Here is a 25,383-nt window from a genome sequence, read left to right as displayed (position 1 = left end):
TATATGCAGATATTTAACCGGGATATTAAAATGTTACAGGCAACCGGCCGATAAAAACAATAGTATAAGAGTATAAACATATACGTCGTTGTTCAGGAGTAAAGCGTTCATCAGGTTTTTTTCGTCAGGTTTGCAGGCACTTGCCTTGCAGGTGCTTGGCAGTATCTTTTTTTATATTATTTCTGTTTACCTGAGTAAGGACAGCTTTGGAGCCATTAGCTGGATGAATGCCTTATCTATATTTGTTACCACCATCTTGGGGTTTGGACTGGAACAGGTAGTGATCAGGCGTATAGCAGCCTCACAACGGTCGGATTGGGCGGCGGCGGCATTTTTGTTCCATTCGCTCGCTACTTTTTTTGTAACCCTGGGCGTATTGTTATTATTAAGTTTAATATTGCACGACAATATCTACCAGGCGCTGCCATGGTTTTTTATAGCCCAGGGCCTGCTTTTCCTGGGTATTCCGTTAAAACAGTTTCTAAACGCAAAGGAAAAATTTACGCCCTATGGTATAATCGCCGTTATAAGTAACAGCTTAAGGGTTTGTGGTGCATTCTATCTTATTACTATACAGCAATTACAAGTTCGTTCTGTAGTAATGGTAATGATAGGCACAGCCGGGGCCGAATTGCTGGCACTGCTCATGTATGTTATCACGAAAACAGATTTTAGTTTTAAATTTCAACTTCGGGCTTATAAAAAGTTGCTTAAAGAGGCCACGGCGCAGTATGTATCGGTAATATTTGATATGAGCTTGTCGCGGATGGACTGGCTGTTGCTGGGTTTTATGGCAAGCAAAACCGTGTTGGCCGACTATAGTTTTGCATACCGGGCTTATGAGCTTTCGCGCCTGCCCATGCTTGTTATAGCTCCCGTTATTTTACCGCGCCTGTCAAGGCTGATGGCCTTAAAGCCATCTAACCAATTGCAGGAGCAGGTAAATTCCTTTAATACAGTCGAGTTGCTGTTGGCTATGCTCTTACCACTTGTCCTTAATATACTTTGGACACCTGTAGTGGGGATGATAACCGGCGGCAAATATGGCGCTGCCAATGCTACCGAATTTTTGATCCTGTCATTGTGTATACCCCTGCAGTTTTTCATAAACCTGCTTTGGTCGTTAAGTTTTAGCGTTAAAAAGTACAAGGCTGTATCATCTGTTACCGTAATCTGTGCTACAACAAATATTGCGCTTAACCTGATATTGATCCCGCTATTGAATGGTATTGGTTCGGCTGTGGCATTTTTAATTACCAATATATTACAGGCGGTGCTTTATTACAGGTTGGTGAATGAAAATATTATGCATATCAGCTTACGGCCATTTGTGATACTACTTCCTGCTGCTTTGGCCGGCTGGTTTATAACAGCTTCAATCAACATACATTTCTTGTTCAGGCTTTTATTGGGGGTAGTTTTTTATCTGTTAATAGCTTTAATATCAAAACAATTGAGCAGTCGTAATATTCAAAACAGTAAACAGTTTTTAGCGCAATGAACATTTTATACCTGTGCGATGAATATCCTCCCGGACCGCATGGCGGCATTGGAACCTATGTGCGGCTCATTGCCCGGCAAATGGTAAAGCTGGGACATAAGGTAATTGTTGCCGGGTTGTACAGCCGCGGATATGGAGGCGCCGATGAATTTGAGGATGAAGGTGTAAAAGTTTTGAGATATCGCTGGGGTATTGATGATAAGTGGTTTGAAAATCAGCGGTCTGCCGGGGTACGGATGTTCAACAGGATATTACTGGATACAGGTATTACGCAACGGGATATAAAAAGAAGCCTTGCGGCTTATCAAAAAAAACTGGCGCACATTATAGCTGATGAGCAGATCAATATTATTGAAATGCCCGATTATAATGACTATATCAGGTTTTGTAAATCATATGTGCCGTTCCCCACACTACCTGTTCCTGTAGTTGTTAAATTGAATGGTTCCATCACCTACTTTAATGCTGAGGAAGGGATACTAATTGCACCGCATGTTTTGAAAATGGAGCAGGATATTTTAAACCGCGCAGCGGCTGTTAGCAGTGCAAGCGCCTATACTGCAAAAAAAAGCGCTGATTACCTGTCATATAACAAGCCCGTCATGGTGTTGCATAATGGTATTGATACAAACGTAGCCTTTGAAAACAGTCCCCTTGTTGATAAAAAACAGGTGGTATTTACGGGGAGCCTTGTTCAAAAAAAAGGGATTTTTCAGTTAGCGGAGGCCTGGAATACAGTTATAAAACAGGTCCCTGATGCCCGGTTACTGATACTGGGGAAAGGCCCGGTAAATAAAGTAATCGCCTGCTTGCAGAAGGATGCAAAAAGCAGTATTGTGTTTAGAGGGCATGTGGGGAGGGATGAACTTTACACCTGTTTAAGTAATTCGGCAGTGGCAGTATTCCCGTCGTATGCCGAAGCTTTTGCACTTGCGCCGTTAGAGGCCATGGCATGCGGAACGGCGGTGATCAATTCAAACCGCACATCCGGCCCCGAACTTATTGATGATGGCGTTAACGGGCTGCTGATAGATCCGGACAATGTTGAGCAATTGGCATCGGCAATAATTACATTGCTCAATGAGCCTGAAAAACGCCTGCGACTTGCTTTAGCCGGCAACGAAAAAGTGAAAGAATGTTTTGATATCGATATTGTGGCGAGGCAAACGTTGCAGTTTTATCAACAGGTGCTGGACAAATAGTTTTAAGTATATAGTACTTAGTTGCAAGTCAAAAATCCTGTTTAATTTTGACTTCACACTGCCAACTATACATACCATACCTTGGTTAGTTAATCTGCTCTATAGCCAACTCGTTACGATAGGTGTTTCGCGTTTGAGACAGCTCTTTATATTGTTTCAGATAAGCGTATTTAAGGCGTGTGTTTTTATAAATAACACGCGCTATAGCCAATCCTTCAGCTCCATCTAAAAAACCAAGCCTGATAATGTAATTGCGTAAAAAGCCAAAAGCGGGCGAGAAATGTAGCTTGATAAATGTTGCCTTTTTACCGGCTTTGTAATATTTGGCTGCGCTTAGCTGCGCATAAAGAATAGCTTTACGCTCAAAGTCGTCAATATCGGTTACAGAGTGGTGTTGGATATAACCCGCTATGCTTTTGATCTCGGCATCGGAAGGCAAAATCAACGTTTCGTGTACTTCGGTTTCACCCCATTTTACCAATGAACGATTAAACAAACGCAGGTGATGGTCATTTCCCCAATTACCAAAACGGATCAGCTTTTTGCCAAAGTATGATTTGAATTTGATATCGTAAACAACATTCGGTTTGTCAAAGGTTAAATTATGGAGCGATTTAACAAGCTCCCAATCAGGTGCCTCATCAGCATCAATACTTAAGATCCAGTTGTAGCGGGCCTGGGCTACCCCTTTATTTTTGTTTGCGCCGTATCCGCTCCAGCTTTTTTGAAACACCCTGCAGCCATAACAGGAGGCAATAAGCGGTGTGCCATCGGTACTGTCATTATCAATCACAACAATATCATCGGTAATTAAAGAAGCCATTTTTATACAATCTTCAATTAAGACAGCTTCGTTTTTAGTAATGATCACAACAGACACCGGTACCATGCAGCAGTAGTATTAGTATATAAATTATTAAGGGCTTGTTGTGCCCTTTATAATATATATCGTGCATGTTCTGGGGATGGTTGCCTTAAGATAAATAAACCGGCGAAAAAACATTATGGATTTTGCTTATTCCATTCTGTTATATTAATCAGTTTGTCAGAAATGGCATTTCGACAATTCGGATTGGGACACAAGATAATCCAGCGATCTTTAGCTTGTTCAATTACCGGACGGGTCCCGCAGGTTTTACAATTTTTTACGGGGAAGTTTGGGTTTATGTCGATTCTCATAAAAGGCCTTTCAAACAGGCGGGATTTACATGGTATTACGCTATAAACACACGTACCGGTTGCCTCATTATCAAAAATATAATTATTTGTAGGGATTTATTGAGGCTGTATTAACTTGTGCATATTTTGTATAAATGATTTCCGTAGCTGAGAAAAGTGTGCATGATTTTATCCAACAGTGTGAAAAATTTAAATTATTTTGCACAACAGGCAACCTTTTAATAATAGTTGCCGTGATGTGCGTAGATAAGGTTAAATTTATGTGTTTGATTCTGAGTTTATAAACCCCATATATGGGCGAAGAAGAGTTACATCAACTGATCAATGGCTGCGTAAAGCAGGACAGGAAAAGTCAGAAAATGCTCTATAAGGCGTTTTATGGCTTTTCTATGGGTATTTGCCTGCGTTACGCGGGCAACCGTGATGAGGCTGCAGAAGTAATGAACCAGGGCTTTATGAAGGTATTTACCCATATAGACAGGTTTGATACTTCCAGGCCGTTTAAAGCATGGATTGGCCGCATTATGATGAATGTTTCTATTGATTATTACCGGGCCAATTTAAAGATGGCTTATACCGAGGATTTGGAAAAAGCAGAAAATGTGAGCGAGGGGGACCTGACAGATAAAAATTTAAATTATGAAGACCTGCTGGCTATGGTACAGCAGTTGCCGCAGGCTTATCGTACTGTTTTTAACCTTTTTGCGATTGACGGGTATTCTCATGAAGAGATAGGGGAAATGTTAAATATCAATCCGGGCACATCAAAGTCAAACCTGCATAAAGCAAGGCATAAACTAAAACAAATGATATTAAAAGCAGAGGAAACTGCTAATAAAACCAATTACAACAGGGGTATGGATTTTAACCCGATTGTGGCCTATAATGGCATAGGTATAGATGTAAGGACAACTTTTTTTAATAATGGTATCAGAGGATGAAAAGCGAAGAAGATTTAGATAACATTTTTAAGAAGAGGCTGGAAGACCCGGCAAATCATCGATCGTTTAACGAGGATGACTGGGATGCGCTTGAGCAAATGCTTGACGAGGGCAAGAAACGTCGTGGAATTGTTTACTGGTTGCCAATTGCAAGCGGAATAGCAGCGATGTTGCTGCTATTTTTAGGATGGTGGTTTTTTAAACCTAATGTAAAGGATGATAATATAGCAGGGCAACAACAGGTTAAGGTTAAGCCCGCTACGCCTAAAACAAATCCCGGAACCAGTGGCGGGGTTACGCCGCAACCACCAACAGACAGTTTATTAACAACCCGGCCGGCCGGGAACAGCAACATAGCTGCCAACAGCAATACAGGCAATCATGCTCATACAGGTCAAATAAGCTTAATACCATCTGTTGCCGGCTCCCACCATAATATTCCAGATGTAAACAAAAAGGGAATTAGCCGGGATACCATTATGCAACACGATCACGCCCTGATGGCAGGTACCGAGCCAACTGGTAATAATGGTACCATTTCAAATTTGCTGGCAAATAGGGCATTATCACTTGACATACAATCTTCTCCTTTAGCTGTTCCTGATTTTAAGACAAATATTGAAAGGCAACCTTTTCAAGCATCTGCAACAAAACCTAATAAAAAAATAACTAAACAGAGCTTTGGTTACCGGCCGCAATGGGCTATTACGGCGCTGGCATCATCTGATGTTAATGGTACAAATTCCTTTCAGGGTAAAGTTGGCAGCAACTATGGTTTACTGCTTTCATTTGGTGCCACTAAAAAGTTAACTATTACAAGTGGTGTTGTGTATTCGTCAAAGCCTTACAGTACAAACTTTGCTAATTATAATACTACATATAGCTTTAAGCATGACCCAATTGATGTAACTGCCGATTGCAAAATGCTTGATATCCCAGTTAATATAGCTTACCAGGTGTACGGTAATTTTCGCAATAAATTATCGGTGGGTACTGGTTTATCCTCATACCTGATGCTGCACGAAAAATATACTTATAATTATGGCGATGGTGCTAATAGTGCCGCATGGCCTCAAACTTATACCGTACCTAACAGCAAGGGGTATTTATTGAGTATTATCAACATAAATGCAACTTATGAGCACAAAATAAACTCAAAGTTTGGGGTAAGCGTTCAGCCTTATATGAAAGTGCCAATTTCAGGAGTTGGATATTCTGATATTAAACTGCAGTCTACGGGGGTAGCGGTGGGGGTAACGTATAATCTTAATTCGTTCAGAAAGCCGTAAGCATTTTGTACAACCCTTAAGCTGAGGCCAGCATTCCTTTTATACTAAATGGAATTATTATCTTGCGCCACATTTACCGCACAAGATCAATCTCCATGAAAAAACTACTGTTTTTTGCCCCCTTGTTATTACTATTTTCATGTGGGCATGGCCCGGCACAGCAACTCGAAAATAAAAAACTCAACGGCCTTGCCGTTGAATATGTAAAGCTTGGCCTTGCAATAGGGCAATACGACGGCGATTTTGTAGATGCTTATTACGGGCCGGATTCACTGAAACCCAAATCCGAGCCTCTTAAAACTTTCCCTAAGGATAGCCTGCTGGCATCGGCAAACAGCCTGATGAATGACCTGCGTACCATCGCCAACACTACAAAAACTGATACTAATAAAATCCGTGCTAACTGGATGGCCGATCAACTGGTGGCCTTCAGTCGCCGGATCCGTATTTTTTCGGGAGAGGAGAGGCCTTTTGATGAAGAATCGCGCGAGTTATTTGGTGTAGCAGCGCCGGTTTATACCGATGATTTTTTTAAGGGGCAGATAGCCCTGCTCGACAGCATTTTACCGGGTAAAGGAAACGTGAACGATAGGTTTCAAAAACTGGCCAATAAGTTTATTATCTCAAAAGATAAATTAGACCCTGTTATAAAAGCGGCTATTGCCGAAGCCCGCAAGCGCACAATTGCACATTACCAACTGCCTGCCGGCGAAACATTTACGTTGGAGTATGTAACTAATAAGTCATGGTCGGGCTATAACTGGTATAAAGGAGGTTACAAAAGCACCGTACAAATCAATACCGACCTGAAGATCTTTATTGACCGGGCTATTGATGTGGGCAGTCATGAAAGTTATCCCGGACACCATGTATACAACATGCTGCTGGAGAAAAACCTTTATCATGATAAAGGCTGGGTTGAAATTTCTCTGTACCCGTTGTTTAGTCCGCAATCGTTAATTGCCGAGGGCAGTGCCAATTACGGTATCGAGGTAGCGTTCCCTGGTGATGATAAAATAAAGTTTGCCAAAAATGTATTGCTGCCGCTGGCTGGCTTGGATACCGCCGGTGCCGATCTGTATTTTAAGGCCCTCGCCATAAAAGGAACTTTAAACTACGCCCGCAATGAGGCTGCAAGAGGCTTGATCAATAATACCATGAGCCAGGATAAAGCATTGTCGTACCTTAGAAAGTATTGCCTCATGAACGATGAGACGGCTCAAAAATCAATCAGCTTTATCAAAAAATACCGTAGTTATGTTATCAACTACAATTACGGCCAGGATTTAGTGAAAAACTACATTGAATCAAACGGAGGCACGGCCAAAGCTCCTGCAAAGCGTTGGGAATTGTTTGGCAAATTGCTGAGCCAGGAAGTTGAACCGGTAAGCTTGGTAAAGAAGTAAACGGCGTTTTACTGTTTGGGTGATGTTGTGTCCTTTTGAACGGAGGTTTATATAGAAAAAGCTGCGTCATAAATAAATTGACAACCCCAGTGCTGTGTTACCTATGAGTTAAATTTAGCCGATAATATTTATACAAAAGGGGTTAACATATTTTTGCTATAAAATTTATCAATTAATTGATTATAAGCATTTTAAATAAATATTAACCTTGAATTGTGTTAACCCTGTTAACCCCTGTTTTGTTAGAAAAATTAATTCAATAGAAACTATAATATCGCTTAAGGTATTTGGATTAAAAAATGAAGCTTATCATTTATAATACCGCCTCCTTCTATTTATAAGATAATTTTTATTCATACATTAGAGGGCAACGTTTCCTTATACATAACCAATTTAACACCAATATTATCCCTATAAATGATTAAGCCACGGTATTTTATAGCCATGTGTTTTGTGGCAGGTATTTATACGTCCTGTAAAAATCAGCAAGGCAATCAAAACAATAACTATAGCGGTTGGCCTGCCTATGCGGGTTCAAAAGAAGGGTTACGATATTCATCAAACGAAGAGATTACTTTAAATAATGTAAATAAGCTAAAAGTGATGTGGACTTTTAGTACGGGCGATAAGGATACCGCAAACCGCAGCCAAAATCAATGTAACCCAATTATGGTTGATGGTATTTTGTATGGCACCAGTCCTAAATTGAAGCTATTTGCGCTCAATGCTGCCACGGGCCAGCAAAAGTGGCTGTTTGATCCAGCAAAGGATGATACCACCAATAACGGCGACCCTATGGCTTATTATAAAGTGAGCCGCGGAGTAATATACTGGCAAAATGATAATGGCGGCGAAAAGAGGATTTTCTACAGCGTGGGTGCTAAAACCTGGGCTATTGATGCCGAAAACGGCACTCCGGTGCGCTCATTTGGCAAGGGTGGCTATCTCGACCTTACTAAGAATTTAGACAGGGATACCAAATCATTTGTCGCAGGAACTACGCCCGGCGTGGTTTATAAAGATGTATTGATTGTTGGTGACCGTGTATCCGAATCAGCCGATGCAGCCCCTGGGCATGTGCGTGCTTACGATGCCCGTACAGGAAAGCTAAAATGGATCTTCCACACCATACCGCATCCCGGCGAAGTGGGTTACAATACCTGGAAAGATACAACGGCTTACAAAAAATTTGGCGGAGCTAACAATTGGGCGGGTATGGCTTTGGATGAAAAGCGGGGGATCGTGTACATTCCAACCGGCTCAGTAGGTGGCGACTTTTATGGTGGGTTCAGGAAAGGGCAAAATCTGTTTGCCAATTCATTGCTGGCACTTGATGCAGCTACGGGTAAGCTGAAATGGTATTACCAATTTGTGCATCACGACCTATGGGACCGTGACTTGCCCGCCAATCCAAACCTGGTAACCATCGTTAAAGACGGTAAAAAGATAGATGCCGTAACACAAATCACCAAGCATGGTTATGTATTTATGTTCGACAGAACGAATGGAAAGCCTATATTCCCGATAGTGGAAACACCTGTGCCAACCAAAGCCCTTCCCGGCGAAGAAGTTTGGCCTACGCAACCCATCCCAACTTTGCCGCAACCTTTCGCCCGGCAAATGTTTAATCCCGAAGATGTTACCGGCCGTACGCCCGAAGTGCACAGGGAAATGCTGTCAAAATATAACCAGGTTAAAAACCGGATCATGTTCACCCCGCCAAGCAAGGAGGGAGGCTGGATCTTCCCCGGTTTTGACGGCGGGGGCGAGTGGGGCGGAGCTGCTGTCGATCCTGAAAGTAAGATACTATACGTAAACTGCTCTGAAATGCCATGGGCGCAGGTGATGATAGATGTACCTAAAACCAACACTAACGATCATTCACCGCAGGCATTGGGACATGTAGTGTATAATACCAATTGCATCAGCTGTCACGGTGCCGAACTGAAGGGTAATGGCACATCCTATCCATCGTTGGTGAACATCGGCAAAAAGTATACTGCCGATCAGGTGAGCGGTATTATTGCTGCCGGCCGCAACATGATGCCTTCTTTTAAACAGATTTCGCCCACAGATAAAAAGAACCTGCTTGCTTTCCTGCTCAAGATCCCGGAAACTAAGGGGGCGAAAGAGGTAGCCAAAGAACCAACCGGCAATCGCTCCGCCAGTTCGGAGGCGGAAAAGAAAATGCTTGATGAAGTACATTATGCCATGAATGGTTATAACCGTTTTTTAGATAAGGATGGCTATCCCGGTATAAAACCGCCATGGGGTACGCTCAATGCTATCAACCTTACATCGGGCAAGTTGCTTTGGAAAGTGCCGCTGGGTGAGTATCCTGAGTTAACCAAAAAAGGAATCCCTGTAACCGGCACCGAAAACTATGGCGGCCCCCTGGTTACCAAGGGAGGTTTAATTTTTATTGCTGCAACTAAGGATGAAAAGATCCGTGCGTTTGATAAACGTACCGGCAAAGTGGTTTGGGAAGCTAATTTGCCGGCGGCGGGTTATGCTACCCCGACAACTTATTCAATTGATGGTAAACAGTACATAGTTATTGCCTGTGGCGGTGGAAAAATTGGAAGTAAGTCGGGAGATAGTTATGTTTGTTTTGGATTAACCGACTAACACCTCTTTATGGATTTATTTGAAGCAGTTTTTGATTTGTACGAGCAGATACGGTTAAAGGCCGAAAATGATTTTCAGGATCTGATCAAATGCCAGTACACGCAGCAATGTTACAGCGATAATGGCGCTTTTTGCCTTGTATTGGAGGTCACTGTTTTAAAAAATATCTCTGATGATGATTATGGGTTGGTATTTTCCATCAATGCTCAAACAGAACCAAATCACCCCGACCATAAAAGTGATGCTAAAGGTATATTTTTAATTGCCGATGTGCATCGTGGCGATAATAAGGCGATCAGTAATTTGGATGAGCTTGTTTTTGACCCACAAAATGAAGATGCCGTTGAGGAGGCTTATGCTAAGATTGAGCAATTTGTTAAACCATTTACCACGAGCGTGAGTGATCTGCTTGTCCAGGGGTATGATATTAAGGTAGAGGATAATTCGGTAAATTAGGAATAATCGCCCACATTAAAACAACGTCATTATAAGGTATGAAACAATGACGTTGTTTAAGGTCTTTTAGTTGACGATCGCGAGCGGCCTCTCTTAAAACTGCTCCTCATAAACAGCTCCTCCGGGCGTTTGTAGTTTATAATGTTTTACCTGCCCCGGTCCTTCAAATTCAAAACGGATGCCTACAATACGGCCCATGGTGTGAGCCTGTTTAAATTCAAAGATCTGTTTGTTATTAAGATATATTTTCAGATAATGGTCTTTAACGCTGCATCTCAGGTTTTGAAATTGTGACATATCTGTACCAAAGGCACTCAGGTCATGGTTTTTGCCATCAACCCATTCTTCACCGGTTAAAATGCCCATATCGGCGATGCATCCTTTGTTTACTATGGGGATCACAATGGCAGTACCGTTACCTAAAATGGTGAGGTCGGCTTTGGCGCAGGCCGATTGGCCGGGTGTTGAGGTATTGCGCAGGGTGCAATCCATAGTGAAATTATCTGCATTAATTCCTGGAAATTCGCGAATGTTGGCAAATTTTACCCAGGTATTGTTAAAAACAGGTGTTCCTGATTTTTGCTCCATGACATCTGCTGTAATTCCCATAAAGCCCTGCCCTTTAATTTCTTCCGGCGAAAGATAAACAGGTATGGGCTGGTGATCGAGGATGCCTTTCCAGCCCTTGGTTTTAATAAATACCGATGTTTCCTTTCGCACATGTTTGTCTACAATGAGCTTTGCTATAAAATAACCGGGATCATAATAGATAGAGGTATACTGTTTGCCGTCACCGGGTACCTGTTCGCGGCGATTAGGGTCCCATGATTGCTGAATAAAAACGCTATCAGAATGAAATGCTGAGGCATCATAATTAAATACAACTGAGTTAGGCAAATCGTCAGAAACTTTCTTGCTGGTGAATTTTATTGAGCCTGGATCAATTGGTTTATTGCGCTTGCTGCTCATGAAAAACAATGCGCCTAATACCAGCAGCAATGCGCTGCCAAACCAGATATAGCGTAAACCGGGTTTTGAAAGCGGAGCCACAACTGAGGTATCTGAATCATTTATTTTAACCGGGTACTCAATTACGCCGTTAACCTGGTGGTGCTGCCTGAAATCGCGCCAACTGGTGTAGTCAAGGAAACGGGCAAGGGCATTCAGCGTTGCTGCATTGGGGAAGCTTTCGTAGCGCACCTTACCCCAGATCCTTTTCAGAGTTGATACACTGAGCTGTACCCGTGTTTTATCAAAGATTTGCTGGCTTAGCTGCTCAAAGTCATTATTACCCCAAATATCACTATCACCCCAATTTAAGGTTCGCTCAATAAGCTGCCGGCATAACAAAAGCAATTGTTTTTCCTTTTCCATTGATCTACAGGTAATAATGTGGTTTAAAAATCCCTAAAACGCTTTGAACAAACTTGAACTTAACTTGAAATGCCGCCCGTGCTTTATTGTAATGACAATTTGCAAGTTTTGATTAAAGTTAAAATCAAAACCCATGAACAACAAGATTTTATTGTTTGCCATACTAAGCATGACGCTTGGCAGCGGCTTTTGTTACAGTCAGCAAAAGAAAGTTACATATGATATTAACCAATTGCTGAAGGAAAATAAACTGGTGAAAGCCTACACCCGCCAAACTGTTAAAGAACTTACCGACGGCAATAAACAAGGCCTGACATTAGATGGTATTTTATGGCTTAAGGATGTGGATTTTAAAACAGGCACCATTGATATTGATTTGCGGGGCAGGGATGTTTTTCAGGAAAGCTTTTTAGGCATAGCTTTTCACGGTATTGATACTACAACCAATGATGTTATCTATTTCCGCCCTTTTAATTTTCAGTCCGCAGATACGCTTCGCCGCAAACATACGGTACAATACATCAGCGAGCCTGATTTTCCCTGGGATAAACTCCGTAAGGAACATCCGCTGGTTTATGAAAATGCAGTAAATCCTTTTCCGCTGGCGGAGGCCTGGTTTCATGCGCGCATTGTAGTTAATGCCGATAATATTGTTGTGTATGTTGACCATTCCCATCAACCATCGCTTACTGTAAAAAAACTGAATAACCGGCAAAGCGGGCTCGTTGGCCTTTGGTCGTCCGGGTTGCCGGGCGATTTTGCCAACCTTGTTATTACTCAATAAGTATAAAACAACCATCATCATGAAAAAATTAGTCTTAATGTTAACGCTGTTTGCTGCCGTGGAAACACGGGCACAACAAAAGCACCAGGTATACAACCTTTCGGTTGTATACCCTAAACAATGGATCATTCCTAAAAACGATACGCTTGGCTATGAGCTCGGCACTTTCCAGGGGCAAAAGGCGTTGCTCATCAAACGGAAGATCGGTGACTACAAATCTGCCAGTTTAGCGTATAAGCCGGGTTTAAATTTCAAGGATGGGATTATTGAAATGGATGTAGCTTGTGTAAATCCTAAAGGAGGCTTTGTTGGTTTGGCTTTTCATATCCGGGATGCCCATCATTATGAAACAGTTTATTTCAGGCCGGGATCATCCGGTACTATTAACGCTATCCAGTACATGCCCGAAAAAAAGGCCGAGTTTAACTGGTGGGACTATGAGGCAACAAAATACCAGGCTAAAGCCATAATTCCGCAAAATAAATGGTTTCATGTTAAAGTGGTGGTTCGGGGCAGCAAAATGGAGGTTTATGTGGATAATGCCCCGAAGCCGGCGATGGTGTACACCCCGCTTGATCCGTCATTGAAAAGCGGTGCGGTAGGTTATTGGCATGGAAACTGCCCCAAAGGTGCTTACAAAAATCTTGTTGTAACAGCTTTTAATTAAGAAATGATGCTAACGGGATTTGTGCGCTCTCTGTCCGGCCTTGCGAGGTTTTTAAACTTCGCAAGGCTTCAATTGCAAAAAATCGCCCTAACTACATCGATGTAGTAGAAATATATAGTCAAATGGCTGTCCTGTGCTTGTTTTTATTGAACCAAAATCTGCACTTTTATAACTTGAAATGTGCCCTGCATAAGCACTTTAACCAGTTATTTATAGTCTATGAAATTTAAACACCTGTACAAATCAACAATTACTGCATGTTTATTAGCGCTAAGCCTCAATTCTTTTTCGCAAAATAGTTTTAAACCCCAAAAGGATGTATTGGCAACCGTCAAAAAAAACTTTGCTAATGCGGATGTACAATATAAGTATATGGCCAAACAGTTTGGGCCTGAGCAATTTCCTAAAACGTATCACCCTAATACCGATAAGTTTGAAACAAGCAACAGTAGCTGGTGGTGCAGTGGTTTTTATTCAGGCACATTACTAAATCTATATCAGCAAACTAAAGATGCTGAGCTGCTTAACCAGGCTAATGAAAACTTGAAAGGCCTCGAAAAAGAACAATATAATAAAGGGACGCATGACCTCGGCTTTATGATGTATTGCAGCTTCGGTACAGCAAACCATCTTGAGCCGAAACCTGAGTATAAAGAAATTCTGATTAATAGTGCCAAATCACTTTCAACAAGGTTTAACCCAACGGTTGGCTGTATCCGTTCATGGAATTCAAAGGCTAATGATTTTCTGGTGATCATTGACAATATGATGAACCTGGAACTGTTGTTTTACGCTACCAAGGCAACCGGCGACTCGAGCTTTTATAAAATAGCGGTTACCCATGCCAATACCACTATGAAAAACCACTTCCGCCCGGATTTTAGCTCGTATCACGTAATTAACTATGATGAACAAACAGGGGCGGTAAAAGAAAAGAAAACCGCACAGGGCTTTGCTAATGAGTCGGCATGGGCAAGGGGACAATCCTGGGGGCTATACGGCTATACAGTTATGTACCGCGAAACTAAAGACAAAAAATACCTTGAGCAGGCAAAAAATATAGCGCATTTTATATTGACCAATCCAAACTTGCCTGCCGATAAAATACCTTACTGGGATTATAACGCACCAAACATCCCCAATGCGTTGCGCGATGCTTCTGCAGCATCAGTTATGGCCTCGGCCTTGCTTGAACTTTGCCGTTATGTTGATAAAAAGGATGGCCAGGAGTATTTTAATACAGCTCAAACTATTATCAAAAACTTATCTGCACCGGCATATAAAGCTGACTTGAACACTAACGGAGGTTTTATTTTGAAACACAGCGTGGGCCATTTTCCGGCAGGTACCGAAGTTGACGTACCTTTAACTTATGCCGATTATTACTTTGTTGAGGCCATGGAGCGTTATAAAGCTTTTGCTAAATAACGCTATATTTATTGCATGGCATTAGGCAAAGGTAGGTTAGAAGCATTTAGTGATGGCGTAATAGCCATCATTATTACCATTATGGTGTTGGAAATGAAGGTTCCGCATGGCGAAAGCCTGGAAGCTTTGAAACCGCTTATCCCGGTTTTTTTAAGCTATCTGCTCAGTTTTGTATACGTAGGTATTTACTGGAACAATCATCACCATACCTTGCAGGCGGTACGCTCTGTAAACGGTAAAATATTGTGGGCCAACCTACACCTGTTATTCTGGCTATCGTTGATACCTTTTGTAACCGGCTGGATGGGAGAGACCCACCTCACCCAATGGCCGGTTTTCTTTTATGGTGTGGTGCTCATCATGAATGGTATTGCCTATCGCATCCTGGCGTTAATGCTCATTAAACATCACGGTGAAGACTCGTTAATAGCAAAAGCCTTCGGCAATGATTTTAAGGGGAAAATTTCTGTGGTGCTGTACGCGGTTGCTATATTATGTACCTGGCTAAATCCTGTTGTCAGCGTTGTAATTTATGTAGTGGTAGCCGGGAGTTGGTTTATACCCGATAAACGTTTCGAACGTCTCCTCGAATCTTAACAGTTGCCTGAATTAAGATCGGGATCCCGGTATGATAAAAAGTGCAGTAACCCCGCTTACTTGGTGCGCATAGTTAAAAAGCAGTTCACTTTTAACTATGCTTTATTTACCCAAATAGTTTATTCCGGCCGTTTTTAATTTTTTAATAACCGCTGCTGCCACATCGCGCCCCTGCTGGTTGCCGTTGACAATGGCATCATTAAAATGAATACCGCCATAAAAACGGGACAAAGAAGCCTCTTCAGCAGCCTGCTTAAACGATTTGAAATCGCGGGGGCCAACACCATAGGGGATTTCCGAATCATCTGTGTAAGCAAAGTTATCACCCAACAGATAACTTAATACTCCAGCCGACGAATTTGACAACACGGCATGGCCGCTTGGATACTCCGGGAATGGCGGGGTTTGCAACATGGGCACCCATTTAATATCAATGTATTTGTTAATATAGGTTTCGGGGCGGATGCCGTTACTGCGATATTTTTCGTCCCAGCAACTGATAAACGCATCCATTTCGGTCATGGCTACCAGCGTCGTTACTTGTATCGATTTATCAAAACTAAGCCCGGCTTTTTTTACGGCAATACCTACAATATTCATCCAGTGCCCGCCCGGACTGATTTTTTTAAAACCGATCATCATGTGCCCCGATGTGGTGACAGCAAAAGGGTTGCAATCCCAGAAGTTGGCGATCATGATCTGCTCTGCCGACATGTTTTTGGATACCGTGTAAACTGCATAGGCCTCTTTATAAAACTCGCTGGTGCTATCTGTGCTGAAAACTGCGGGCCTAACCGGCACAAACTGATCGGCTGAGTCAATAAACATCGGGCGAATGGTTTTCCAGTTGGGTTCAACGGCCTCCATATACATCGGCGGGGTAGGGAACCAGTTTTTACCACCTTTAATAGGCGAATACCGAAGCCGGCCGCTCAACTTATTGTAATTATCTGATTTAGAATATTTAATAATCTTAGCCGTCATTTCGGTGGCAGCGGCTATCGATTGCTTGACCACATCTTCGCTGATTCCGTTCTCTTTAAGAAGGGCTACATACTTATCCTCATCATCCTGCAGCATAAAGCCCGATGGGAGCATCTGCTTTCCTGTTTCCAGTATACAATACATAGCGGCTATGCGATAATCGTACTTATCGGCCGGGATGCTGATCTGGTTATCCTGTGTGTAACTTTTGATAAAATTGCCAACCGGTATTATCTGTTTATTGTTTAGGCTAACCAAATTATAAGCCCCCAGGGTTATATAGGCATAATAACGGGAAGCAGCGGGCGGGTTTACAACATCATGGATCATAACCGTCGAAATAGCATTTACAGCCTGATCGATATGCAGGTACGGAAGAATGTTTTTCTTACTCTTTTGCGCGTAAGCTGCTGTGCTTATCAGCGCTAAAAACAATATGGATATTTGTTTGATCATTTGTTTTAATTTTGTTTCAGTGCCAAGCCTTAAGTCAATAGGTACTTAAGATTTAGTACTTGTAAAACTGCAGCGCCTGGCCCGATGCACCTATCATTACATAATTTGCACCGTTTATTTTTATTTCTGCGGCCGATTTTACGTCACCGTTTACCGATAGCCCGGCAACCGGTTGGCTTTGGTATGTGAAATTGCCTTTACCGTCGCCGGTAAGCAGGCAGCCATAATTTGCGTCAAAGCTCCCCAGTTTCAGGCGGTTATCTGAATGGTTGCCCAGCAGCAGCAGGTCTGTTTTGCCGTCATGATTAAAATCGCCGGTGAGGATTTCTGATACCGACGAATATTGGGCCTGCAACGGCAACCCACCTTTTACAAACTTACCACCACGGTTCATGAACAGGCATGTTGCAACTTCATTAGCTGTAAGCTTAGTGGCTTTAGCAAGCTCTTCGGGTGGAAAAATATCCTTCATAGTAGCATCGCAATAAGCTTTGTATGAAGCAAACCTTTTACGCATGGGGTAAATCTGGTCGTTCAGTTCGTCCCGACTTACAAAAGGGTAGCTTACGCCCTGTATATAAAAGTTAAAGAACGGATCGATTGAGCCGTTGCCGTCAAAATCAGCAAAATACATTTCGGCGGGCTCTGTTTGGCTGGCATGGATCTGCGTGTTTTCGCCAAGGTTCCCTGCTATGATATCCGGTTTGCCGTCGTCATCCACATCAGTAATGGTTAGCGTGTTCCAGAAACCGCTAACGGGATGATCAAAGTATTTGGCTGTTTCATCAACAAAACCGGCTTTGGTGTTAGTAAAAACCATGATAGGCATAAATTCGCCGCATACTACCAGGTCTTTACGGCCATCGCCATTCAAGTCGGCCCATTGAGCATCTTTGATCATACCTATGCCTGTAAATGGTGCATCGGTAGTTTCAAAATGACCACCGCCCGTATTGGTAAGTAGGTAGCTTTTTGGTGCAGATGGATAAGAACCCGGTGTAACGTTTGATCCAATAAACAGGTCAATTTTTCCGTCGTTGTTATAATCACAAGGGCGTACACATGATTTACTACTGGCGGTTAATATCGGGAGGGAGGTACTTGAAAAGCTGAAATTGCCTTTACCATCGTTTAGATAAAGCTTGTCCTGCAGCTCATTGGCGCCGGGTTCTAATAGTGAATAGCCGCCTTTGGCTATGTACAGATCGGGAAAACCATCGCCATTGGCGTCAAAAAACGCCGCTGCTGATGTGTTTTCTTTATTAACGTCCGATATCTCCTGAACGGCATAATTGCCGCCTGCTTTTTGAATAAATATCTTGCTCGGTGTATTCTGATCACCGGCAATAAATAGGTCCTCAAGACCATCTTTGTTTACATCAGCTTTGGCTATCACCGGCCCTGTTTTTGAGCTCATGAACAGCATCAAAGGCTGGCGCTTAAAATCATTGATGCTGTTTTCGGTATGGGTGTAATCGATAGCAGGTTTAGCTAACGTGAACAGGGCTTTTTGATTGCTTTTGCTAACGGTTTTAAACATAGAATTGCCTGTTTTATAGGTGATGTTTAAGCGTTGATTTGCTTTAACGTCGCTAAGCAATTGCGATGTTTGATCGGGCCAGATGATCCGTACTGAATCTGCCTGCTGCTGATTGCCTAATCCAAAATTTAAAACTGTGGATACGCACGAAAGATACCCCCTGTTAGGGTTAACCTCCTGGTATTGTACTTGTTTGCCGCTATATACGAATACTTTTGAGCCTATGGCATTGGTATTCCCTTCCGGCTGTTTAAGGTTTATTGCCAGGTAGTTCTTTTTGCCGGTTTCCATGGTCATGTTTTGTAATATGGAAGCCTCGCTGTTGATATTATTGGTAACCAGGTCAAGATCGCCGTCGTTATCAAGGTCGGCATAAACGGAGCCGCTGGAAATGCCACCTTTATTGATCCCCCAATCTTGTTTTTTATCGGTGAAGGTAAGGTTATGATTATTTTGGAAAATATAGTTTGACAGTGTAGTAGAGGGCATAGCTTTAACCAGGTCCATGAGCAGGAAGGGTTCGCGGTTCATAGCTTTTTTGAGTTTATAATCGCCCCAATACCGTAAAAAGTCCTTGTTGGTGTAATCGCGGAAGTAACCGTTGGAGATGAAGATATCCTTGTAGCCGTCGTTGTCAAAATCGGCAATAAGCGGGCACCAGCTCCAGTCAGTATTGGAAACGCCTGCCAGCTGACCGATTTCGCTGAAAGTACCATCACCATTATTAACCTGCAGCATGTTGCGCATATATTGTTTGTACAGGTTCTGGTTCAGCATCAGCTCAAACGATTCGTAGTTTTCCTGTAGTTGCAACAGCTTTTGACGCCGGTTATCAGGAGGCAGCATGTCAAGCGTCATCATATCAGGAAGGCCGTCATTATTGATATCAGCTATATCAACCCCCATTGAAAATTGTGACAAATGTTTGAAGCACTTTTTACTATCCTCGGTAAAAGTGCCGTTTCCGTTGTTTATGTAAAGGTAGTCGGGTTCGTTGTAATCGTTGGTTACATAAATATCCTGTAATCCATCTTTGTTCATATCAGCTATGGCAACGCCAAGGCCAAAGGTGAGGGGATTTTGAATGATGCCCGCTTTTTTGGATACATCAACAAAATGACCACCCTGGTTTTCAAAAAGTTTATTGCTGGCCAATTCGTCGGTTTCGGCTTTGGCCTGTGCAAATTCAAGGTTGCTGATTTTTTTAACGTTATGGTTAAGCAGGAACATATCCAGCTTGCCATCATTATTATAGTCAAAAAATACAGCCTGGGTACTATAGCCGGGATCATCAAGGCCGTATTGTTTGGCCATTTCAACAAATTTGCTGTTGCCTTTATTGATGAAAAGTTGGTTGCGGCGTTTGGCGTTATCACCAAGGCCGGAATAACACACATAAATGTCCAGGAGACCGTCGCCGTTAACATCGGCCATGGTAACGCCGGTTTTCCAGTCGCCGGGCCTGTCCGCGAGGCCGCTGCCGGCTTGCTGGGTAATATCTTTAAATTTCAGGTTCCCTAAGTTGAGGTACAGTTTATTTTGACCAAGGTTGCTGGTAAAAAATAGGTCTTCGAGGCCGTCATTGTTGATATCGCCAACGGCAACACCGCCTCCATTGTACAGGTACTCATAGGAGAGCACGTTGAGCTTTTCGTCCTCAACCAGGTCATTGCGGAATTTAACACTGGTTTCTTCGGGGGTAAGCAGCTTAAAAAGCGGTTGCTGCGCATTACCGCGCATACTTTGTAATGTAAACAGCGCAACAGTACAAAATGTAAAAGTGTTTAACCTTTTAAGTTTAAAATTAACGAGGGGAGAAGAACAACACATTATCAACAGATTTTATTTTTCCGGGCCGCAGGGGATTTAAATTTACTTATTTGTATTGATAATTGCCACCGGATGATTAATCCTTTTTGTTGTAAAAACCAAAAAACAAGGCTATGAAGCCATAGCCTTGTTTTTAAAGTGAATTATATAGGGGTATTATTTATCCCACCATACACGTGATGAAAATTTATCACCACCAGATAATGATGCAACACCGCTTGACAAACCATTAGGGTTTGTTGATTGGAGCGTAATTGGATAAATTACACGACGCGGGATCTCAGTATCAAACTGAGATGGATATTTAACTGGGGTTAAGACAGGGAAACCTGATCTTCTCCAGTTGGTCCAGTTTTCGTTAAACATGAACAATGTTGAGGTTTCAACCCAATATTCAGTATTAATTTGCTGTAAAGCTGATGCACCAAGCGGGTGGGCTGCAACGTATGCTGCTACTGCTGCATCGCTTATGGCAGCAGCTGCGTTAATCTGCGCTATCGACTTCATGTCGGCAGCTAATGCGTTAGCATAGTGCGTAGCCGCGCTACCACCTACACTCCAGCCTCTCGTTGCCGCTTCGGCGAGTAATAATTCTGTTTCGCCGTAAGTTAAAAGCATATTGATAGTGCTTTTGTCAACAGGGTTAATGGTACTTGTTGCTGTGTAATAAACCTGTAAACGCGGACGTGAATATTTGCCCAGAGGCGCCGGAGCATCTTTTTCGACAGCAGGGTCAGCAGGAGTAGCACCCGGATAATTCGGATCGGTAGTTACATCGGTAGCGCCGCCGTTTAAGTCGAGGCCGTTAGGTAAACCAATTTGTTTAGCGTAGGCGGTGTCACCTGCAACCGTTTCATTTTCATTTGCTTTTTTACCATTGCCTGTAGCAATCTCTGCAATCGCGCGTACTCTTAAAGAATCACTTTTTGATTTCATGTAATCAATCAGGGTTTTTGACCAGCGTACCTCGCGGAAATCATCAACAGTTAACAACGCGTTTACAATAGCGTTTGAATAGCCATTAGCATTATTTGTTTTTACTTTAGCGTTGTCATCAATACTGGCCATGGTACCGGCTGCGGCAGCCTTTTCAACATATTTTTGAGCCGTTGCCGGGTCAACTTTAGTTAACCTCATAGCTACGCGTACCATTAGTGAGTAACCAAACCTTTTCCACTTGGCAATGTCGCCGCTGTAAAACAAATCAGAACTTGGCTTGTCTTTGGCCGGATTCAAAGCAGTCAGGGCCGCATCGAGATCGGTTAACATAGCTGTATAAATAGCCTGCTGTTTATCGAACTTAGGGAAGAAAACGCCTTGTTTAGCCTGGCCTGCTTCTGAGTAAGGCACATCACCATAAGTATCTGTTATACGTTGTACAATCAATACTTTCATAATGGTGGCAATATTGTTCAGATTGTCATACCCGGTTTTACCTTTGGTAAGATTTTTTATTTCCTCAACGTAGGTCTCAGCACCATAACCTTCGCTGTAAACGCGGCCTATGTAATCGTTAAACGATCCGCTTTGCTGATATTTATCGCCATTGCCGTAATAACTAAATGTTGATGCTAATGACTGTGTCCACATACTTTGAAACAGCAGCTGCGAGTAACCCGTTTGCGAATAATTCAATTGTGCCTGGGCCAGCAAAAAGTTTGGATTAAACTGATCGGCGGTCGTAGCATTAGGGTCGGTATTTATTTTAGTGAAGTCTTTGGTGCAACCGGCAAACAGCGTTGCTGCCAGGCAAAGGCCACTATATATAAGTCTCTTTTTCATCTCCGTTATTTTCTAAATTTAAAGTTAACATTAATACCGAATGTGCGGGTTGCTGGTAAGCTGGTACCTTCGATGCCTGCATAATTGATATTGTTTGAGAAGCCTGATTCTGGATCGATGTTATCAGAATGTTTCATGATAGTCCAAAGGTTACGACCTACTGCAGAAACCGTGATGGCGTTGAATGGTGATCCATTCAGGAAACTGCTGGTAAAGGTATAGCCAAAAGTAACCTGGCGTAATTTGATAAAATCGCCGTTTAACACGTTAAGTGCTGAAACATTGTATAAACCTTTTTGGTAGTAGTCCTGAGCGTCAACACTTTTTGTATTTGGAGTACCTGCTTCGGTAACACCTTTACCAACCACGCCGCCTTCACGTCCGTCCAGAGTGATTTTGTTTAAACCGCGGAAGATACTGTAAGCATTGGTTGCAGACAGAATTTTGCCACCAAAACGGTAATCAACCAGGAATGACAGGTTAAAATGTTTGTAGTTAAAATCGTTGTTTAAACCACCGTAAATTTTTGGCACGGTTGAACCCATTGGGATACGGGCTGTAGTTTCAGGATAACCGTCTGAGTTAAAAATAATATTGCCACCGGCATCCCGTTTATAATCGTTAGCCATAATTTGCGGGCCAGGTAAGCCAACAACATAGGCAAGGTTAGCATTCAATGGCCTGTAAGTACCTAAGGTTTGTGTAGTACCGAAATCATCAGTTTTTAATACCTTGTTTTTAACATAAGTAAAGTTGATTGACGGCGACCATGAGAAAGTTGAGGTTTGTACAGGTGTACCTTTAATCTCAACTTCCACACCACGGTTTTGGAATGATTGTGTGCCTATGAGGCGTGTGTTGAAACCAGCTGCCGGGTCAAGTTGGCTGCGTAATAGCTCATTGTGTGTTTTACGGCTAAAGTAATCAGCGTCAACACTTAAACGACCGTTAAAGAATTTTAACTCCGTACCAATTTCCAACTCGTCAAGCGTGTAAGGTTTTAAATTAAGGTTATACAGATCCAGCGAGTAGTTACCGATAGTAGTGCCGTTGATTTGATTACCTAAGTTATAGTAAGCTGATGTGCTGTACGCTTTATCGGGCTCACCACTGGTTTTAGCGTATGATACGCGAAGTTTGCCAAAATCAAGTGTGGGAAGCTTCAACAGATCGGAAAACAAAAAGCTTGCTGATACCGAAGGTGTAAAGATGCTCAGGTTATTAGCCGGCAGTTTTGAATAAGCATCGTAACGGCCGGTTGTGCTTAACGTAAGGAAGCTTTTAATGTTAAAATCGGCTGTATAATATGCTGAGTGAACTTCCGATTTATTGAATTGGTAGTTTGCCGGGTTTTTAACACTTACGTTGCTATAGCTATAGAAGAAAGGCAGTGTAAATGGACCACCGCTTAAGCTTGTGTATTCGTACTGGTTTTTGCGAATGTTGGCACCTGCTGAAAAGTCAAAAGCAAGTAAATCCTTTACAATAGTGTGTTTTACACCAACCAAACCGTCGGCATTAAACTCAAAGCTTTGTGCGGTTGATTGTTCATCCAAACCACCCATTAAACCGGTGTAATAAGCGGTACCGGTAGGGGTAACTTTAAAGCGGCTATCATTAATGTTATCATAACCTAAACGGGCCTGCGCATAAATCCAGTCGGTAAAGTTGTAACGGGCGGTTAATGACGAAATTAAACGTTTACGACCAGTATTGTTTATAAAGTTGTTAGCCGCGAAGTAAGGGTTGGTAACATAAGGGTCATCTGTCCATACTTGTTCATAGCCATTAGCCGCTATGCCCGGGTTTAAGATAGATTGATTGATGTTTGGCGCAAGGAACCAGATGTTGTTAGGATTACCCGGACCGTCGCTCAGGCTTGGCCTGTTTTTTGAATTTTCGATCAAATAGTTGGCAACCACAGCTATGTTCAACTTCGGTGTAACATTTTGGTTTACGTTTAAGTTGAATGTTTTCCTGCCTAAATTACTGTTGCGTACAATTGACCCTGCGTTCAGATCAGAAACCGATAACCGGAAAGCACCATTCTCGCCGCCACCATCAAATGATACGGTATTAGTATAAGTGTTACCTGTACGGTAAAAGTTTTGCAGGTTATTAGTACCTGCTGCGGAGTAAGGATACGATTTGCCATCAAACTGTATAGTTGAAGAACCATCCAGTTTTGAACCCCATGCTAAACGGCTTGATTGCTGCGCACCATCAACGGAGGCAGGTTTTACGCCATGTTGTCCCTGGCCATAGGTGGTTTGAAAATCAGTTGTGTTATTAACTTTATCGGCCTGGTAGTTGGTATTAAATTCAACACCGAAGCCCGAATTTTTCTTGCCGCCCTTAGTGGTGATCAAAATTACGCCATTTGATGCACGGCTACCATACAGCGCAGATGCCGACTGGCCTTTCAACACGGTAATAGTTTCAACATCGTCGGGATTTATGTTGCTGATACCGTCACCGTAGTCGGCACCGCCCCATTCGCCCGATGAACCACGTTGGGTATTATCCATCGGTACGCCGTTAATTACAAATAATGGAGAGCCCGCGCCGCCGCTGGTAACGCCACGTAATAAAATACGAGCTGATGAACCCGGGCCACCGCTAACACCGCTAATGCTCACACCTGCAACTCGGCCTTCTAATGAATAGGCAACGTTGGTTTCTTTCGCTTTATCAAGCAGGTCGCCTTTTACTGTTGTTACAGCATAACCTAATTTTTTCTCTTCCTTTTTTATACCTAAAGCCGTTACAACTACCTCATTCAGGTTAGTGTTTGATTTTAGGGTAATGGTAATAGTTGATTTACCACCAACCGCTACATCTACAGTTGCGTAGCCTATGTAACTTAAGGTTAACACAGTGTTTGGCTGAACATCAAGCGTAAAAGTTACCGTTGGCATCAGTTTGGGTACCGGTGGTGGTGCCTTTGATCCTGATGCTTACGCCTACGAGTGGTTCGCCTTTTTCGTCAACAACCTTACCGGTAAGTTTAGCGAAGTTTAAGTTAAAATTATAGTTTGATTTGGCATTTGCTTTTGGCGCTTCAGCAGCCGAAGCCTGCATATTCAAGAGCACCATACCTGCAAGGGCAAATTTACACAGGTTGAGGGATTTTGATACCCATGGCCTCTGTACACCCACCGGGTGTTTGAAAAATTTCATATTTTATTGAATTTAAAGGGAGTTAATAGCGAAGCGCCCTGGAAGCACAACGCAGTTATAAACATTCAAAAATCTTTTTCGGGGCAGTAATTCCCTCCGGGTAATTATCGCCTGTAGCGGGGAGAGTAAGCTTTTTTTACATAGGCATCAGTTTTCCTG

General features: G+C 42.6%; 18 protein-coding genes. 11 read left to right on the top strand and 7 right to left on the bottom strand.

Annotation, left to right across the window (positions count from 1 at the left end):
- Positions 1 to 88: 88 nt before the first annotated feature.
- Entirely contained in the window at positions 89 to 1,501 is a 1,413-nt protein-coding gene (locus ABID99_RS13890) for an oligosaccharide flippase family protein (RefSeq protein ID WP_373614075.1), read from the top strand.
- Positions 1,498 to 2,703, top strand: a complete 1,206-nt coding sequence (locus ABID99_RS13885; RefSeq protein ID WP_373614073.1) for a glycosyltransferase family 4 protein — start codon at positions 1,498 to 1,500, stop codon at positions 2,701 to 2,703. Before ABID99_RS13890 ends, ABID99_RS13885 begins: the two co-directional genes overlap by 4 nt.
- Before the next feature lie 85 nt (positions 2,704 to 2,788).
- Here the strand turns inward: ABID99_RS13885 and ABID99_RS13880 are convergent, their stop codons facing one another.
- Positions 2,789 to 3,592: a glycosyltransferase family 2 protein gene (locus ABID99_RS13880; RefSeq protein ID WP_373614071.1), complete on the bottom strand. Its 804-nt coding sequence runs from the start codon at positions 3,590 to 3,592 to the stop codon at positions 2,789 to 2,791.
- A 583-nt stretch (positions 3,593 to 4,175) separates the two neighbouring features.
- On the opposite strand from ABID99_RS13880, the gene ABID99_RS13875 reads away from it, so the two are divergent.
- From ABID99_RS13875 to ABID99_RS13855, 5 genes are all read left to right on the top strand, one after another.
- A complete protein-coding gene (locus ABID99_RS13875; protein ID WP_090524942.1) occupies positions 4,176 to 4,823 on the top strand; it encodes an RNA polymerase sigma factor in 648 nt (215 codons plus the stop codon).
- On the top strand, positions 4,820 to 6,112 hold the full coding sequence (locus ABID99_RS13870; RefSeq protein ID WP_373614070.1) for a hypothetical protein: 1,293 nt from the start codon (positions 4,820 to 4,822) through the stop codon (positions 6,110 to 6,112). The genes ABID99_RS13875 and ABID99_RS13870 overlap by 4 nt, the downstream gene beginning before the upstream one ends.
- A 95-nt stretch (positions 6,113 to 6,207) precedes the next feature.
- Positions 6,208 to 7,518 carry a hypothetical protein gene (locus tag ABID99_RS13865; RefSeq protein WP_373614069.1) on the top strand — a complete coding sequence of 437 codons (1,311 nt, stop codon included), beginning with the start codon at positions 6,208 to 6,210 and terminating at the stop codon, positions 7,516 to 7,518.
- A 417-nt stretch (positions 7,519 to 7,935) separates the two neighbouring features.
- Positions 7,936 to 10,146 (top strand): PQQ-binding-like beta-propeller repeat protein, encoded by a 2,211-nt coding sequence (locus tag ABID99_RS13860; RefSeq protein ID WP_373614068.1) that lies wholly within the window; start codon positions 7,936 to 7,938, stop codon positions 10,144 to 10,146.
- 9 nt (positions 10,147 to 10,155) lie between these two features.
- The gene (locus ABID99_RS13855) at positions 10,156 to 10,602 is read left to right on the top strand and encodes a hypothetical protein (protein ID WP_373614066.1); all 447 of its coding nucleotides are present in this window, start codon (positions 10,156 to 10,158) and stop codon (positions 10,600 to 10,602) included.
- Positions 10,603 to 10,695: 93 nt separating this feature from the next.
- Here ABID99_RS13855 and ABID99_RS13850 read toward each other — a convergent pair whose 3' ends face one another.
- On the bottom strand, positions 10,696 to 11,976 hold the full coding sequence (locus ABID99_RS13850; RefSeq protein WP_373614065.1) for a hypothetical protein: 1,281 nt from the start codon (positions 11,974 to 11,976) through the stop codon (positions 10,696 to 10,698).
- Positions 11,977 to 12,109: 133 nt separating this feature from the next.
- On the opposite strand from ABID99_RS13850, the gene ABID99_RS13845 reads away from it, so the two are divergent.
- The 4 genes from ABID99_RS13845 (at position 12,110) to ABID99_RS13830 (ending at position 15,452) form a co-directional block, all read left to right on the top strand.
- Entirely contained in the window at positions 12,110 to 12,760 is a 651-nt protein-coding gene (locus ABID99_RS13845; RefSeq protein ID WP_373614063.1) for a hypothetical protein, read from the top strand.
- A 19-nt stretch (positions 12,761 to 12,779) separates the two neighbouring features.
- Positions 12,780 to 13,427 (top strand): LamG domain-containing protein, encoded by a 648-nt coding sequence (locus ABID99_RS13840; RefSeq protein ID WP_139159920.1) that lies wholly within the window; start codon positions 12,780 to 12,782, stop codon positions 13,425 to 13,427.
- A 219-nt stretch (positions 13,428 to 13,646) separates the two neighbouring features.
- The gene (locus ABID99_RS13835) at positions 13,647 to 14,855 is read left to right on the top strand and encodes a glycoside hydrolase family 88 protein (RefSeq protein WP_090524961.1); all 1,209 of its coding nucleotides are present in this window, start codon (positions 13,647 to 13,649) and stop codon (positions 14,853 to 14,855) included.
- 15 nt (positions 14,856 to 14,870) lie between these two features.
- Positions 14,871 to 15,452, top strand: a complete 582-nt coding sequence (locus tag ABID99_RS13830) for a TMEM175 family protein (RefSeq protein ID WP_090524963.1) — start codon at positions 14,871 to 14,873, stop codon at positions 15,450 to 15,452.
- A gap of 102 nt (positions 15,453 to 15,554) precedes the next feature.
- Here the strand turns inward: ABID99_RS13830 and ABID99_RS13825 are convergent, their stop codons facing one another.
- The 5 genes from ABID99_RS13825 to ABID99_RS13805 all read right to left on the bottom strand — a co-directional run bounded on the left by ABID99_RS13825 (position 15,555) and on the right by ABID99_RS13805 (position 25,224).
- Positions 15,555 to 16,892 (bottom strand): vanadium-dependent haloperoxidase, encoded by a 1,338-nt coding sequence (locus ABID99_RS13825; RefSeq protein ID WP_373614062.1) that lies wholly within the window; start codon positions 16,890 to 16,892, stop codon positions 15,555 to 15,557.
- A gap of 52 nt (positions 16,893 to 16,944) precedes the next feature.
- A complete protein-coding gene (locus ABID99_RS13820; RefSeq protein ID WP_373614061.1) occupies positions 16,945 to 20,172 on the bottom strand; it encodes a VCBS repeat-containing protein in 3,228 nt (1,075 codons plus the stop codon).
- A gap of 246 nt (positions 20,173 to 20,418) precedes the next feature.
- On the bottom strand, positions 20,419 to 22,044 hold the full coding sequence (locus ABID99_RS13815; RefSeq protein WP_373614059.1) for a SusD/RagB family nutrient-binding outer membrane lipoprotein: 1,626 nt from the start codon (positions 22,042 to 22,044) through the stop codon (positions 20,419 to 20,421).
- Positions 22,045 to 22,049: 5 nt separating this feature from the next.
- Positions 22,050 to 24,962: a SusC/RagA family TonB-linked outer membrane protein gene (locus ABID99_RS13810; protein WP_373614058.1), complete on the bottom strand. Its 2,913-nt coding sequence runs from the start codon at positions 24,960 to 24,962 to the stop codon at positions 22,050 to 22,052.
- Complete coding sequence (locus tag ABID99_RS13805) at positions 24,937 to 25,224, bottom strand: carboxypeptidase-like regulatory domain-containing protein (RefSeq protein ID WP_373614057.1); 288 nt, start codon at positions 25,222 to 25,224, stop codon at positions 24,937 to 24,939. The genes ABID99_RS13810 and ABID99_RS13805 overlap by 26 nt, the downstream gene beginning before the upstream one ends.
- Positions 25,225 to 25,383 lie beyond the last annotated feature (159 nt).

The organism is Mucilaginibacter sp. OAE612 (assembly GCF_041806395.1).
GTDB classification, from domain to species: Bacteria; Bacteroidota; Bacteroidia; order Sphingobacteriales; family Sphingobacteriaceae; genus Mucilaginibacter; species Mucilaginibacter rubeus.
This window is presented reverse-complemented; position numbering and strand designations above follow the sequence as displayed.

Excerpts from the sequence above, each read along its gene's own strand:
- ABID99_RS13880 (WP_373614071.1), bottom strand. The coding sequence starts at position 3,592 with ATGGTACCGGTGTCTGTTGTGATCATTACTAAAAACGAAGCTGTCTTA.
- ABID99_RS13885 (WP_373614073.1), top strand. The coding sequence starts at position 1,498 with ATGAACATTTTATACCTGTGCGATGAATATCCTCCCGGACCGCATGGC.
- ABID99_RS13810 (WP_373614058.1), bottom strand. The coding sequence starts at position 24,962 with ATGCCAACGGTAACTTTTACGCTTGATGTTCAGCCAAACACTGTGTTA.
- ABID99_RS13835 (WP_090524961.1), top strand. The coding sequence starts at position 13,647 with ATGAAATTTAAACACCTGTACAAATCAACAATTACTGCATGTTTATTA.
- ABID99_RS13855 (WP_373614066.1), top strand. The coding sequence starts at position 10,156 with ATGGATTTATTTGAAGCAGTTTTTGATTTGTACGAGCAGATACGGTTA.
- ABID99_RS13820 (WP_373614061.1), bottom strand. The coding sequence starts at position 20,172 with ATGCGCGGTAATGCGCAGCAACCGCTTTTTAAGCTGCTTACCCCCGAA.
- ABID99_RS13845 (WP_373614063.1), top strand. The coding sequence starts at position 12,110 with ATGAACAACAAGATTTTATTGTTTGCCATACTAAGCATGACGCTTGGC.
- ABID99_RS13850 (WP_373614065.1), bottom strand. The coding sequence starts at position 11,976 with ATGGAAAAGGAAAAACAATTGCTTTTGTTATGCCGGCAGCTTATTGAG.
- ABID99_RS13815 (WP_373614059.1), bottom strand. The coding sequence starts at position 22,044 with ATGAAAAAGAGACTTATATATAGTGGCCTTTGCCTGGCAGCAACGCTG.
- ABID99_RS13865 (WP_373614069.1), top strand. The coding sequence starts at position 6,208 with ATGAAAAAACTACTGTTTTTTGCCCCCTTGTTATTACTATTTTCATGT.
- ABID99_RS13825 (WP_373614062.1), bottom strand. The coding sequence starts at position 16,892 with ATGATCAAACAAATATCCATATTGTTTTTAGCGCTGATAAGCACAGCA.
- ABID99_RS13830 (WP_090524963.1), top strand. The coding sequence starts at position 14,871 with ATGGCATTAGGCAAAGGTAGGTTAGAAGCATTTAGTGATGGCGTAATA.
- ABID99_RS13805 (WP_373614057.1), bottom strand. The coding sequence starts at position 25,224 with ATGAAATTTTTCAAACACCCGGTGGGTGTACAGAGGCCATGGGTATCA.
- ABID99_RS13875 (WP_090524942.1), top strand. The coding sequence starts at position 4,176 with ATGGGCGAAGAAGAGTTACATCAACTGATCAATGGCTGCGTAAAGCAG.
- ABID99_RS13840 (WP_139159920.1), top strand. The coding sequence starts at position 12,780 with ATGAAAAAATTAGTCTTAATGTTAACGCTGTTTGCTGCCGTGGAAACA.
- ABID99_RS13870 (WP_373614070.1), top strand. The coding sequence starts at position 4,820 with ATGAAAAGCGAAGAAGATTTAGATAACATTTTTAAGAAGAGGCTGGAA.
- ABID99_RS13860 (WP_373614068.1), top strand. The coding sequence starts at position 7,936 with ATGATTAAGCCACGGTATTTTATAGCCATGTGTTTTGTGGCAGGTATT.